This window comes from Sphingobacterium daejeonense, assembly GCF_901472535.1.
Taxonomy (GTDB): domain Bacteria; phylum Bacteroidota; class Bacteroidia; order Sphingobacteriales; family Sphingobacteriaceae; genus Sphingobacterium; species Sphingobacterium daejeonense.
The window spans coordinates 3,587,068-3,601,057 of the sequence record NZ_LR590470.1; the positions used below are offsets into that span (position 1 = coordinate 3,587,068).

9 protein-coding genes are annotated in these 13,990 nt (G+C 38.5%); 5 read left to right on the forward strand and 4 right to left on the reverse strand.

What is annotated here, in order from left to right; genetic code table 11:
* Nucleotides 1-601: 601 nt before the first annotated feature.
* Both FGL31_RS17305 and FGL31_RS17310 read left to right on the forward strand, forming a co-directional pair.
* Complete coding sequence (locus FGL31_RS17305; protein ID WP_138093318.1) at nt 602-3,217, forward strand: hypothetical protein; 2,616 nt, start codon at nt 602-604, stop codon at nt 3,215-3,217.
* A gap of 274 nt (nt 3,218-3,491) precedes the next feature.
* Nucleotides 3,492-4,817: an IS4 family transposase gene (locus FGL31_RS17310; RefSeq protein ID WP_138093321.1), complete on the forward strand. Its 1,326-nt coding sequence runs from the start codon at nt 3,492-3,494 to the stop codon at nt 4,815-4,817.
* Between the two features lie 662 nt (nt 4,818-5,479).
* Here the strand turns inward: FGL31_RS17310 and FGL31_RS17315 are convergent.
* Nucleotides 5,480-6,670: a phosphoglycerate kinase gene (locus tag FGL31_RS17315; protein ID WP_138093324.1), complete on the reverse strand. Its 1,191-nt coding sequence runs from the start codon at nt 6,668-6,670 to the stop codon at nt 5,480-5,482.
* Nucleotides 6,671-6,756: 86 nt separating this feature from the next.
* Nucleotides 6,757-8,526, reverse strand: coding sequence for a signal peptide peptidase SppA (gene sppA / locus FGL31_RS17320; protein WP_138093327.1), 1,770 nt, complete (start codon nt 8,524-8,526; stop codon nt 6,757-6,759).
* 75 nt (nt 8,527-8,601) lie between these two features.
* Here sppA and folK point away from each other — a divergent pair, with 75 nt between their 5' ends.
* Both folK and FGL31_RS17330 read left to right on the forward strand, forming a co-directional pair.
* Nucleotides 8,602-9,105, forward strand: a complete 504-nt coding sequence (gene folK, locus FGL31_RS17325) for a 2-amino-4-hydroxy-6-hydroxymethyldihydropteridine diphosphokinase (protein ID WP_138093330.1) — start codon at nt 8,602-8,604, stop codon at nt 9,103-9,105.
* A complete protein-coding gene (locus FGL31_RS17330) occupies nt 9,083-9,436 on the forward strand; it encodes an Hpt domain-containing protein (RefSeq protein ID WP_138093333.1) in 354 nt (117 codons plus the stop codon). Before folK ends, FGL31_RS17330 begins: the two co-directional genes overlap by 23 nt.
* Before the next feature lie 156 nt (nt 9,437-9,592).
* On the opposite strand, the gene FGL31_RS17335 is transcribed toward FGL31_RS17330, so the two are convergent.
* Together FGL31_RS17335 and rho are read right to left on the reverse strand one after the other, a co-directional pair.
* Nucleotides 9,593-10,264 carry a CDP-alcohol phosphatidyltransferase family protein gene (locus tag FGL31_RS17335; RefSeq protein ID WP_138093336.1) on the reverse strand — a complete coding sequence of 224 codons (672 nt, stop codon included), beginning with the start codon at nt 10,262-10,264 and terminating at the stop codon, nt 9,593-9,595.
* Nucleotides 10,265-10,322: 58 nt separating this feature from the next.
* Nucleotides 10,323-11,813 carry a transcription termination factor Rho gene (gene rho, locus FGL31_RS17340; protein WP_099371746.1) on the reverse strand — a complete coding sequence of 497 codons (1,491 nt, stop codon included), beginning with the start codon at nt 11,811-11,813 and terminating at the stop codon, nt 10,323-10,325.
* A 326-nt stretch (nt 11,814-12,139) separates the two neighbouring features.
* Here rho and FGL31_RS17345 point away from each other — a divergent pair, with 326 nt between their 5' ends.
* Nucleotides 12,140-13,855: an MFS transporter gene (locus FGL31_RS17345; protein ID WP_138093339.1), complete on the forward strand. Its 1,716-nt coding sequence runs from the start codon at nt 12,140-12,142 to the stop codon at nt 13,853-13,855.
* Nucleotides 13,856-13,990 lie beyond the last annotated feature (135 nt).

Genomic DNA, 13,990 nt, shown 5'->3' on the forward strand with positions numbered 1-13,990 from the left:
AAGGCGCTTTTTAAGCTTCCAAAAATTTACCAAAAAACTATCGTCGTCCTAAACTCAAAACATAACTCTAATTTTTACGGAGTAATGTTGACTTAATTGATAGAATTAAAAAACTCAAAATTTGATCATTGAGTTTTCTGAAGGCCAGAGCGATAAAATTTTGAATTTATTAACAAATAAGAGTACATTTACAAAGCAAAACAACAAAGGAAATTTAAGTCACTTTTAAGTGATAAAATATAATTTATTAACCATTTTAACGCATAATTTAAGAAAAATGAAATCATCATATATATCTATATTTCAATATTTTACAATATTTACCAAAACCTTAAATTAAACAATTCAATCAATTTTATACTAATATTTTTAGCATATGCGATTTTTAAAGGATTTTAATGTTAATAAATTATTATTTATCAGCAGTTTAACACTATTTAGTGTAATAATAAATTTATATTCATTAAAATCTCAGATAATTGACAACGAACAAGCGCCTTCTAACGTCAAATGGAGACAAATAAATCATAAAAAATTTCAGCTTATCTTTCCGGTTGAGTTTGAAAAATCAGCTTCCCTCCTCGCCCATCAAATTGAGGGTATGATAGAAAACTCAAGCCAGGATTTAAAAAGAGTTCCAAAAAAAATCTCGATAATTCTTCATGAAAAACATATTGAACAGAATGGTTTTGCCCAGCTTGCTCCTAGAAAAGTAGAAGCATTTTCTACTCCCGGACCCGCAAGTGACAACACAGAATGGCTTCCTAATCTGGTTCAACATGAACTAAGACATGTAGCCCAATTTGACAAATTGACAGGTAAAATTCAAGGTCCATTTTTCCAACAATTAGCCTTTGCCTTATATGGTCTACACCTGCCAGCATGGTACTTTGAGGGTGATGCAGTTTCAATTGAAACTCAATTTTCAACAGGTGGAAGAGGACGAAGCAGCGCATGGATCATGCCTCTTCGGACCAATGAACTTTCCGGAAAAGAGTACACCTTCAGCAAAAATATCCTCGGTTCATTCAAAGATATCACCCCCTCCTACTATACCACAGGCTATACCATGAATACCTATTTGACCAATCATTTTGGGTATGGGGTGAAGGAGGAAATCATGGACAATATGAGGGCTAATTTATTGCGTCCATTTAACTTCAATATCGCCCTTAAAAAGTACACGAACATGAACAGTTCAAAGCTGTACAAAGCAACCATGGACTCCCTAAAATCTGAATGGAAATCCACCGAAATTAAATCAGAATTCCAACCTATAATTGAAGAGAAAGAAAGGTATTATATCAACTATTTTCTACCTCAAACCAACTCTTCAAAATCAATTTTTACACTGGTCCAATCTCCAGAATTCATCTCAGAAATCAGAAAAATAAAAGACGGAAAACATGAAACTTTGGTCAAAATCGGTTACCAATTGACTCCTTATTTTCATGTAAATGACAACTTTTTGGTATGGGATGAGATCAGGAAAAACGCCAGATTTGGAAAACAAACATTTAATATCATAAGGATTTTAGACCTAAAAAACGGTAAAATCAGCACGCTCAGCAAAAATTCTCGATTTTACAGCCCTATATTGAGCCCAAATTCTCAAAAGGTATACGTAGTCCATGTAGATGAAAATAACGTCTCTAGCCTCTTATATATCGACCGTTTAACCAAAGAAACTAAAAAAATAGTCGAATTTGAAGACGGAATTTTCCTCCAACAGCCTAACATAAACGCTCAAGAAACTAAAATTGTAGGTATAGGAATTGGTCCTAAAGGCACAAATATTCTTGAAATAGACCTCACTTCAGGTGCAGTTTCTCCCCTGTTCCAATGGTCAAATCAGGAATATCAAAGACCCATTTATCTAGGAAATGACCTTGTCTTTAAAGCACAATTCGAAAAAATCGACAACATATACCGCTATTCATTTGACGAAAAAAAGATCTACAAAATATCAAATTCTGCCTTCGGAGCCTTCTACCCTAGCCCAGGAAATGGTCAAAATCTACTCTATAATGAGTATGTTTATAATGGATATAAAGCATCAATTCTGGATTCAACTCAGGTAATTGGAACCGAAATCAGCCCGAAATTTGAAGTACAACCTTTACTAGATCGCCATGTTGAACCACGGATTCCAACCGAAAAAAATCAAAGAAACCAGGATTTTGAAGTTAAAAATTACAACCCATTAAGCCACTTTTTCAACTTTCATAGCCTCAGCTTAAGTAGCAATAACTTTGAAAATTTCGACAATTACAGACCTGGAATCTTCTGGATTGCCAATGATCTATTGAACACAACACAGCTAAAATTAGGTTATGAATATGATCTTGAAATCGAAAAAGACATCTTTTCAGCAGAAATTTCTTACCAGAAATACTATCCTAAATTCAACTTTTCTTACCAAAATCGAGGTCAGATCGGCTATGCGAAGAAACAAAATACCCAAGACGAATACACAAAATTTGATTACAGAGAACATGTTTACAGCCTTGAAATGCAAATTCCTCTGAGCATTTATCGTGGTAAAACAAACTATAGTTACGGCTTTAATGTCGGCACATCCTATCAAAAAAGATATAATTTAACTCTACCAACACTTAAAGGATTTATAGATGAAATCGCTTTCCCTTTAAATTATCAAGTCTATTTCAACAGCAACTCGCGTCGAAGCCAAATGGACCTAGTACCAAAATGGGGGCAGAATATCAATGTTATTTACAGGCATGTCCCGTTTGAAAATGACCTAAAAGGTTATTTATTTGCTGTCCGTACAAACTTTTATTTCCCTGGATTTTTTACCAACCACGGCTTCCAAGCAAGACTATCATACCAGAAAAACGATGGCAGATACCTAGGATCGTATGACATCCCAATGGTCAGTGGCTATGCTCATTTCGACTCCCCAAGAGTCGATAACACCTTATTGCTGAACTATCGCTTTCCTATCGCCTACCCCGATTGGACAATAGGGCAATTAGCCTATATCAAACGCTTCCATGGCTATTTATTCGCAGACTATCAAAACATCCAAGACAGCAATGGGCAACCTATATCCTACGGAATTGGTCTCTCCGCAGACTTCAATATGTTTAAATATGTACTCCCTGACTTCGGAATTGGGGCCAAATTAAGCTATATAAACCACCCAAGCGCAAAACAAAAATTTGTACCAAGCTTTAGTTTTAATTATAGCTATTAATGAGAGACATTAGACATAAGACATAAGAACTGGCATGGTGTCTATTATAGAACGGATATAGGACGCATTCCAAACCCCAGAGGGGTGTAACTATTATAGAAAAGGTTATGCGACGCCACTCCACCCTGTAGGGGTGCAACTATTATAGAACGGATATACGACGCCTTCCAACCCCAGGGGGCAATGTCATTAAGTTAAGAAAAAAAGAAGGCCATAAATCACGTAAATGTTTAATTTTGAATTCACTACTAAACAAATCTAAACAAGCGTGTTTATGGCCGATGTAAAAATAGCACTTAAAATCATATCAGACCTAAAAAATTTTATTTCTATCTGTTTAGCAGATCCTTTGCTGCTCAATCTTTTCAGGAATTCCAAAACCCATTTCACCCGGGACCGCAAGCTCAATTTCGAGAGATTGGTCCTGCTGATCGCCAAGATGTGCAAGCGGACCCTCTCTGTCGAACTGGAAGGTTTCTTTGGTGAGCTGGGCAAGAAGATCAGTTGCTCGGTGAGTGCCTTTTCCCAGCAGAGGAGCAAGCTGAGCCCCCTTTTCTTCCTGGTCTGGAACCGGGTGCTCTGCGAGAGCTTCCTGCGCCATGCTTCGGGGGATACCCGGAGATGGATGGGCTACCGCCTGATCGCAGTTGACGGCTCCAACCTTGCCCTGGTGAACACACCTTCCCTGCAGGCCCACTTTGGCGGCCAGAGCAACCAGAACTCCAGCTTCGTGCAGGCAAAGACCTTCTATCACTACGATGTGCTGAACGACCTGGTGACCCATGCCTGCATAGCCCCATACCGGACCAGCGAGCTGACCCTGGCCTCCCATTGGATCGAGGAACTGCCCGTGGACTCCATTGCCATCTATGACAGGTACTATTCGACGTTCAAGATGTTCGCGCTCCATAGCTGGCAGGAGAGCGAGCGCAAGTTCGTGATCAGGGCGAAGGATTCGCTGGAGTTCGTCAAGAGGTTCCTGAAGACTGGAAAGGTTTCCCAGGTCATCGAGCTTGCCCCAACCCAGGCCTCCATCAGCGGCCTGCGCCAGAGCGGGTTCGCCACGGACAGCTCAACAAGGATCCGCATACGCTTGGTCAGGGTAGAACTGCAGTCGACCACGGAGGTGATCGCGACCAACCTATGGCAGGAAGAGGGGTTTGAAAACGATATGTTCGGGGACCTGTACTTCAGGCGCTGGGGAGTGGAGACGAACATCTCCAAACTGAAGAATACCATGCAGATGGAATCCTTCAGCGGGCTGACGGTGGAATCCGTCGAGCAGGATTTCTATGCAACGGTGATGATGTCAAACCTGCATTCGATACTGATCAGGGATGCCCAGGTCCAGCTCGACCGCGATACGTCCACGAAAAAGTACCCCCGAAAGGTCAACGGGAACAAATCCTTCGGAAAATTAAAGGAAAACCTGATAGCCATCTTTTTCAAAAACAGGGAAAGGGAAATCCTCAGGGAGCTCACGGCCTATTTCCTCAAGGACACATTGCCCATCCGAAAGGGAAGATCGTTCCCAAGGCAGCTTAAGACCTCGAATAAAAAGTGCAAGCACAGGACCTACACAAACTACAAACCGGCATGATAAAATCCTTAACTTAATGACATTGCCCAGGGGGGTGTCACTATTATAGAAAAAAATATGGCCATACTTCGCAAAAACCCCATCGGGGTTAAATGCCGTAGGCATGAAATATCTCTTAAATGCCGTAGGCATGCCATATCTATAGAAATGAAAATCGCCTCCAATACAACGCCATCGGTGTGGCATATTTGGATAAACTAACTACGCTGTGAAAAACTAAACGCATATAAATTTCCAAAATAGTTTCTTGAGCTAAAGCTCAAGAAACTATTTAGTGAACTATTCATAGCTATTTTGAATGAGCGAAGATTACTTATTTAAAAAAATGGATTGCTCATTATTGAGGAATAAACATCAGAAATGGCACCCGCTTTAGCCGTTGCTGGTATCTCCATCAACTATATCTATTGTGGGCTATGGCATTTATCATATCACGCTTTACCACACCAGAGGGCAATATCAGTGGCAGGTGGGGACACCTGCCACGGCAAACTAACGCCGTAGGCGTGGCATATTTGTTTACCCCCTGCCCTTTTACTAAAAAAAGGCAAATTTTGTAGGATAAAGTTTCCGTTTACCGTAACTTTATTCCCTCAAAATTCGCCTTCTATCTCACGACATGCGTGACATTTCTCATCCTGGGATGAGAAAACTATTTTTGTCTAGTCTATTATCGCCTTCACACCTGGAAGTGTTTTTCCTTCCATGTATTCTAACAAAGCACCACCGCCAGTACTCACATAACTAACATGCTCTGTCATACCGAATTTAGAAACAGCTGCAGCAGAATCACCACCACCGATCAATGAAAATGCACCGCGCTCAGTTGCTGCAACTACAGCATCTGCAACCGCTTTAGTACCTTTTGCGAAAGTATCCATCTCAAATACACCCATCGGACCGTTCCATAGCAAAGTATTAGATGCCATAATAACGTCTTTGAAATGTTGAGACGATTCAGGACCGATATCTAAGCCTTGTTTGTCAGCTGGGATCTCATCATTTGGACCATCATAAACTTCAGCATCATTAGCAAAACGATCAGCAATCTGAGCATCCGTAGGTAATACCAAGTTCACCCCTTTTTCATCAGCTTTCTTAACTAATTCATTTGCTAGGTCTAATTTATCAAGTTCAACCAATGACTTTCCGATTTCGCCACCGCGAGCTTTCACAAAGGTATAAGCCATACCACCGCCGATGATCAAGTTATCAACCTTATCCAATAATGCTTCGATCAATTCTAGCTTATCAGAAACCTTTGCACCACCCATAATTGCTGTAAATGGACGCTCAGGCTTGTTCATAACCTTCTCAGCATTTTCAATTTCTTTCGCCATTAAATAGCCAAAGTACTTGTTGTCAGGGAAAAATTCAGCAATGATTGCAGTAGAAGCGTGTGCTCTATGTGCAGTACCGAATGCATCATTTACATAAACATCTCCTAGATCAGCTAATTTCTTAGCGAAATCACGGTCTCCTTTTTCCTCTTCCTTATGGAATCTCAAGTTCTCTAATAATAAAACTTGGCCAGGCTCCAGGTTTTTAGCCTTTTCAACAGCTTGTTCACCAATGCAGTCATCAGCAAACTGAACGTCTACGCCTAATACCTTAGAAAGGTAATCTACAATATGTTTAAGTGAATATTTATCAGTAGGTCCATCTTTTGGTCTTCCTAAATGTGACATCAAGATAACGGATCCACCGTCTTTTAAGATCTTTTTAATAGTTGGTAATGCTCCTTGGATACGGTTATCATCAGTAATATTGAAATCGTCGTCCAATGGAACGTTGAAATCAACTCTAATTAAAGCTTTCTTTCCTTTGAAATTTAAATCGTCGATAGTTTTCATGTTATTTTTTTATTTCCGGTTGATTTTAGAGTTTAAAGATATAAAAAAGGCGCTGATTCAAAAATTCTTATCAACGCCTTTTATATTTAATATATTTCAACAAGATACGGGATCCTTGCTTGGATGCCCGATTGTTGGCTAATCCGCTTCATTTCACTGAGGTATTTTGCATAATCACCCAATTCATCTTCCAATAACCACAGCTTGATTTTATCTTTCGAGGTTGACCAAATAGATTCAAATGGATCCTTCGCTCTAGGATATTCTGAAATCCTGTAATTCTCAAGATTCGCTTTCTTGGCAGCAGCAGCAATAGCTTGATCCAATGTCCCGATTCTATCGACCAACTTCAATTTAACCGCCTGTTCACCAGTCCAAACACGGCCTTGACCAATGCTATCCACCTGTGCAACATCAATCTTACGGCCATCAGCAACTCTTTTTAAGAATACTTGATAGATTTTGTTTACTCCGCCTTGGATAATTCCCTTTTCCTCCTCACTCAATAGCCGGTCCATATCAACATCCATATCAGCAAATTTTGCAGTCTTAACCGCTTCAAAATGAATACCCAATTTTTCATTGAATAACTTTTGGAAACTAGGAATCAATCCAAATACACCTATTGATCCAGTCAATGTTGCAGGATCAGCAAAGATAGAATCTGCAGCCGCAGAGATATAATAACCTCCTGATGCAGCATAGTCACCCATAGAAACTACAACAGGCTTTACTTTTTTCGCTAAATCAACCTCTCTCCAGATAGACTCCGAAGCTAGCGCAGAACCACCTGGCGAATTTACGCGCAATACAATCGCTTTGACCTTATCATCCTTACGCAAATCCCTTAATTCCCTGGACAGTTTATCGCCACCGATCTGACCTTCCATACCTTCACCATCCACAATCTCTCCATTAGCATACAATACTGCAACTCGATCGCCACCTGCTTCTCCAGCATTCGCCTTGTTTTTATAATCAATTAATGATACTGAAGGAATATCTTTCTTCTCATCAACCCCAATCTTTTCCTTTATTTTTGCTATTACCTGATCCTTATATAATAAGTCAGTCACAAAACCATATTTCTTAGCATCCTCAGGCTCGCGAATCAAATACCCATTCGCTATGCTTTTTAAACTATCTTGGGAGATTTTTTTAGTACTGGAAATATCCGTAAGAAAAGTATTGTAAATACTGTTTAAATATGAAGATACTTGTTCTTTATTCGCTTCGCTCATGCTATTCATAATAAATGGTTCTACAGCACTTTTGTAAGTACCAACTTTTAAAACCTGCATATCAATTCCCAATTTATCCAACCCCTCCTTGAAGAACATTACCGATGAAGCAAGACCTCTGAAATCAAGCGACCCTTGTGGATGCAAATAAACCTCATCAGCAACTGAATTGATATAATATCCTTTTTGACTCATAACATCGCTATATGCAATTATAAACTTATCTGAAGTCTTAAAATCCAATAATGCTTCACGAATGGTTTTCATCGTCGCGAACCCTGTACCTGTACCTGAAACATTCAAATAAATACCTTTAATATTTGAATCTGTTTTCGCAGCCTTAATTCTAGAAACAATGTCATTAAGACCTAGGCTGCGGGTGCCGGCAAATCCAGGAACATCCAAGCCCTCAAAAGGATTAGCCTCCGTTTTCTCCGTAATTTCATGGTCTAGGTTTATCATTAGAACAGAATTACTCACTGTTACAGTTTCACTCTTGCTACCGACCGAACTCACCATCATGCTAATAACCCCGATCATGATAAAAAACATCAGGATACTGCAAATTATAATACCAGTGATCGTCGCGAGCACATATTTAAAAAATGATCTCATATAACTTTATTTTTTGTAGTGTCGTAAATTTAAGCTATTATTCCGATTATCATAAACTATTCATATATTAAACTCATGAATACAGTTTACCTACTATTAGGGGCTAATATTGGGAATCCAATTAAACAACTGAAGGACGCCATCATTGAAATTGAATCGAGAATTGGCAAAATCACACTGACTTCAAAAGTTTATGAATCCGAAGCATGGGGAGTGGAGGATCAACCAATCTTTCTCAATCAAGTAATTGCCGTTGAAACAAAACTTTCAGCCCAAAGAGTCCTGCAGGATATCCTCAAAATTGAACTCGTTCTAGGAAGAATAAGAGGCCAACGTTGGGGATCCAGGGTAATCGATATCGATATCCTATACTATAACAATGATATAATTCACAGTGAAGATCTTCAAGTACCCCACCCCTATATTCAAGAGAGAAATTTTACATTAATTCCATTAGCGGAAATAGCTGCAGATTACATTCATCCGATTTTTAAGAAAACAAATAAAGAACTACTTGATGAATCTAAGGACCCTCTAAAAGTTAATATTTCTAAAAATGAAACCTTATCAAATTATTGATGTTGATGCTCTCGAGGAAAGCATGATGAACAACAAGGAAATCATCAAACAGATGATCCCAATGTATCTTGGACAAGGTGTACAGGACTTTAATGACCTAGAAAATGCAGTAGAAGCTCAAAATCACGCAGAAATAAAAGCCAAAGCTCACCATATTAAGCCTACAATGCAATACCTTGGCGCTACTGAATTGAGACTTAAATTCCAAGAACTCGAAGATGCAGGTGCTAACCAAGAACCTATAAATGCAATAAAAGACCTTTTTATGGATATCAAAAAAGACTTCGAACTGGCAATGGCCGAACTTAAAACCTACCAAGAATCTTTATAAAAAAGCCGTTCCTTAAGCGGAGACGAAAGGCGGTTACTGGTGTTTCCTCTCCATCACTAAGAATAATAAAACATTCACTCTACTTAACATAAGATTTATTATCATACGGTATTCAAGCCTCCTTATCCCCCACCGCATAATGAGAATAAAAAAATCTTACTTAACCGTCCTAAAGTGAATAAACGAGAATAGTATATAGAGTAGCAATATAATAGGCAATGCTAAAAACTTCAATAAGAATAGAAGTAAGACACTGACCATCAAAAACAGATATTTATATTTATTGATATCCCAACTTAGGCTACTTAATTTCATGGAGAACAATTTGATTTCAGAAACCAGCAATAAACTGGAAACAATGGCAATTGCCAACAATATCCATGTATTTTTTAATGCAGGATAACTTTCTGCAATAAATGGTAGGGAAACAATAAAAAAAGTGTTCATTGGCGTGTTAACACCGATAAAATCCGTTGTCTGTCGCGTATCGATATTGAACTTTGCCAATCTCAGAGCTGAGAAAACTGTAATTATAAAGCCTAAATAAGGAAGAAACGGGCTTGTTGTATTATCTTGAAGCATCGTGAAAATTATCGCACCAGGCAAAAAGCCAAAGCTGATCACATCTGCCAAGGAATCCAATTCTTTTCCGATGAGCGACTTGACATGTAAGGCCCTTGCAGACATACCATCAAAGAAGTCAAAAATCCCAGAGGCTAATACACAGTAGAAAGCCAATAGATATTCTTGATTCAGCACCATCACTGTTCCGATACAGCCACTAAACAAATTAAGTGAGGTAATAGTATTAGGTATGTATTTCTTCATAAAAAAAAGCCATCTTTTATGCAAAGATGGCTTAAAAATATCAATTTATGATGGCTTTTTAGCCATTCATGCTAATTAAAAATTCTGAGTTTGATTTTGTGCCACGCATTTGAGTCAATAAGAACTCCATAGCCTCTTGTGAATTCATGTCTGCTAAATGGTTTCTCAACACCCATAGACGTTGCAATTCTTCGCGGTCTACCAATAGATCGTCGCGTCTTGTACTAGAAGCTGTAAGATCGATAGCAGGGAAGATACGTTTGTTAGACAACTTACGGTCTAATTGAAGTTCCATATTACCAGTACCTTTAAATTCTTCAAAGATCACTTCGTCCATTTTCGAACCTGTTTCTGTTAATGCTGTTGCCAAGATCGTCAATGAACCACCATTTTCGATATTTCTCGCTGCACCAAAGAAACGTTTTGGTTTATGCAATGCATTAGCATCCACACCACCAGAAAGGATTTTTCCTGAAGCTGGAGCTACAGTATTGTATGCACGAGCCAATCTTGTGATGGAATCCAATAAGATTACAACATCATGACCACATTCAACCATACGTTTTGCTTTTTCCAAAACAATATTTGCAATTTTAACGTGGCGGTCAGCTGGCTCATCGAATGTAGATGACACAACCTCTGCGCGTACGCTTCTTGCCATATCAGTAACCTCCTCAGGACGCTCATCGATCAATAAGATAATCAAATAAACTTCTGGGTGATTTTTAGCAATAGCATTGGCTACTTCTTTCAATAAGTTGGTTTTACCAGTCTTTGGTTGTGCAACGATAAGTCCACGTTGTCCTTTACCGATTGGGGTAAACAAATCCATGATTCTTGTCGAATAGTTACCAGGACCTAAATCCAAGTTCAATTTCTCATCTGGAAACAATGGAGTCAAGTAGTCAAATGGAACACGGTCCCTAACCTCGGCAGGGTCCTGACCATTGATGGCCTCAACACGAACCAAAGGAAAATATTTCTCGCCTTCTTTTGGAGGGCGGATACATCCTCTAACATTATCACCGGTCTTTAAACCAAATAATTTGATCTGAGACTGAGATACATAAATATCATCCGGAGATGTCAAGTAGTTATAGTCTGAAGATCTCAAGAAGCCATAACCATCGGCCATGATTTCTAATACACCTTCATTTACAATTACATTATCAAAATCTGTTGGAGTGGATGCTTTAGGAGCGGGTTCAGGGGTAGAAACTGTTGGGGATTCAGATGCAACTGGATCTGCTGGCTTACTCGTGAATTCAATTTTTGTCTGATCTTCTTCACTCGTAACTCGGTTTCTTCCGACAGCAACAGGCTCTGCTACCTTCACCGTACGCACACGCTTTCTTGTTCGCTCTCCAGCCTTGTCCGCATCAACATCAACTGTCTCTGCTGAGTCATCCTGCTGTGACTCCTTGGCTATTTCAGAAATACGATCAATTAATTCTTGTTTTCTAAGCTTTTCAGAATCGGCAATACCTAGAACTTTCGCAATCTCGCGCAATTCAGACACGAGCTTCGTATTCAATTCATTAATATCCATTAATATTAAAATATGATTTTTTTAAGGATTTTTACTTTTATTGAAAAATATCTCTCAGCTAATACATAAACTTCATATGTCTTATTGGGTAACTAAATCTATAGAGATTTTATACTAGCTTCCCGAAAGATAAATTTATAGAACCGCCACAAAGAAAAAAATAACTATTGTAAATTCAAAAGAATTTTATGACTTTTTTTCTATTTATAGTTTAATAGCTAACGCTTAAAGTAAGTAAAATGTTTTAGCAACATTTGAAAATCTTTATAAATCAAAAAAAAATTCTTTATTTGTACGATTAAATCATAAAGTCAGATCATATTTTTATGAATAACCAACAAACAAACACAAACTACCCAGCACTTTACACCTTAATCGTGGTGTTTTTTTTCTGGGGATTTATTGCTGCTGGAAACAGCGTTTTTATTCCGTTCTGTAAAAATTACTTTCACCTTGACCAATTTCAATCTCAACTTATTGATTTTGCCTTCTACTCCGCTTATTACATAGGAGCGCTCCTATTATTTATTTTCGGAACATTGTCTGGAAAAGACCTGGTAGGAAAATGGGGATATAAAAGAAGTATAGTTTATGGACTATTGTTCTCCGCATTGGGAGCTGCTGCAATGATCGTAGCAGTAGAAGTAAACGTCTACACAGGAATGCTTATCGGATTGTTCATCGTTGCCTTGGGATTCTCACTCCAACAGACCGCAGCAAATCCTTTCGCAGTACTCCTGGGTGACCCTAAAACGGGTGCATCTCGTGTCAATCTCGGTGGAGGTGTCAACTCATTCGGAACAACAATCGGCCCCTTGATCGTAGGATTCGCTCTTTTTGGAACCTTTGAAACAATATCTGATGCCGAAATCGCAAACTTACCTTTGAATAAAGTCGTGTACCTCTATATAGGTGTAGGTTTACTATTTATCCTAGCAGCAGGATTGTTCCACTTCTCCAAAAAAGTACCAGCAGGATTCAACCTCGAACCTATGGAACCGGCCAACAAAGCAAGAACAACATTGATTATTATGACAATCTTGTTATTATGTGCTTTTATCCCGGTATTCACCAGTTACAAATCTGATACAGCAATACATATCCAAGACCTTAAAGAACAAGCTGCTCTTAACAATGACCAAAACTTAATGACCCAAATCAAAGATTTGACTCATGGCTTGGAAATAAAACGCATGCTGTGGTTATTGGGAGCATTGGCAGTAATCGTATTCGGACTTCTATTCTCTTATAATAGCGCTAAGAAAAATCCTGAAGGATGGGGTGCCATGAAATATCCACAATTGGTATTAGGTATGCTAGCCTTATTTATATATGTAGGTATCGAAGTAGCTATCGGAAGTAACTTAGGTGAGTTATTGACCTTGGAAGAATTTGGAAATCTTCAATCATCACAGATTACACCTTATGTTTCTATGTATTGGGGAGGTATGATGATCGGAAGATGGGCAGGCGCCATTACAGCTTTCAACCTTACAAAATCAAAAAAACAATTATTGACTATCATCGTTCCACTTGTAGCTTTCTCCATCATTATTGGAGTAAATTCATTGGCTGGATTTGACATGTCGGTTCTTTATTATTTCGTAATCTGTGTAATTATTCAGATCGGAGCGTTCTTCTTGAGTAAAGAAAAGCCAGTTCGCACATTAGTGATCTTCGGAACATTTGGATTATTGGCTATGATTGTAGGATTATTGACTTCAGGAACTGTAGCGATTTATTCGTTCTTAGCTGGAGGATTAGCTTGTTCTATTATGTGGGGTTCAATTTTCAGTCTGTCGATCGTAGGATTGGGCAAATATACAGAGCAAGGTTCAGCATTCTTGGTCATGATGATCTTGGGCGGTGGTATCATCCCTCCTATTCAAGGAAAACTTTCAGATATTATTGGAATACATAATTCGTACTTAGTTCCAGCGATCGGATTTGTGTATATTATTGTCTTTGCAGTTTTGGTACGCAAATTCTTGGCTAAACAAGGAATTGCAATTGACGAAATTGAAGCTGAAGGAGCACATTAACCCATAAACTAATTGTAAAAAATACACTAAGTATTTTAAATTAAAATAAAACTATAAAAACCTTATAATCAAAGTATTATAAGGTTTTTATTTTTAATTATCTTCCCTAACCCTTCAATTTCTTTCATTATATCA

Bases quoted from the DNA above. Each gene is read 5' to 3' on its own strand.
- FGL31_RS17310 (WP_138093321.1), top strand. From the start codon at position 3,492: ATGGCCGATGTAAAAATAGCACTTAAAATCATATCAGACCTAAAAAAT.
- rho (WP_099371746.1), bottom strand. From the start codon at position 11,813: ATGGATATTAATGAATTGAATACGAAGCTCGTGTCTGAATTGCGCGAG.
- FGL31_RS17335 (WP_138093336.1), bottom strand. From the start codon at position 10,264: ATGAAGAAATACATACCTAATACTATTACCTCACTTAATTTGTTTAGT.
- sppA (WP_138093327.1), bottom strand. From the start codon at position 8,526: ATGAGATCATTTTTTAAATATGTGCTCGCGACGATCACTGGTATTATA.
- FGL31_RS17305 (WP_138093318.1), top strand. From the start codon at position 602: ATGATAGAAAACTCAAGCCAGGATTTAAAAAGAGTTCCAAAAAAAATC.
- FGL31_RS17315 (WP_138093324.1), bottom strand. From the start codon at position 6,670: ATGAAAACTATCGACGATTTAAATTTCAAAGGAAAGAAAGCTTTAATT.
- FGL31_RS17345 (WP_138093339.1), top strand. From the start codon at position 12,140: ATGAATAACCAACAAACAAACACAAACTACCCAGCACTTTACACCTTA.
- folK (WP_138093330.1), top strand. From the start codon at position 8,602: ATGAATACAGTTTACCTACTATTAGGGGCTAATATTGGGAATCCAATT.
- FGL31_RS17330 (WP_138093333.1), top strand. From the start codon at position 9,083: ATGAAACCTTATCAAATTATTGATGTTGATGCTCTCGAGGAAAGCATG.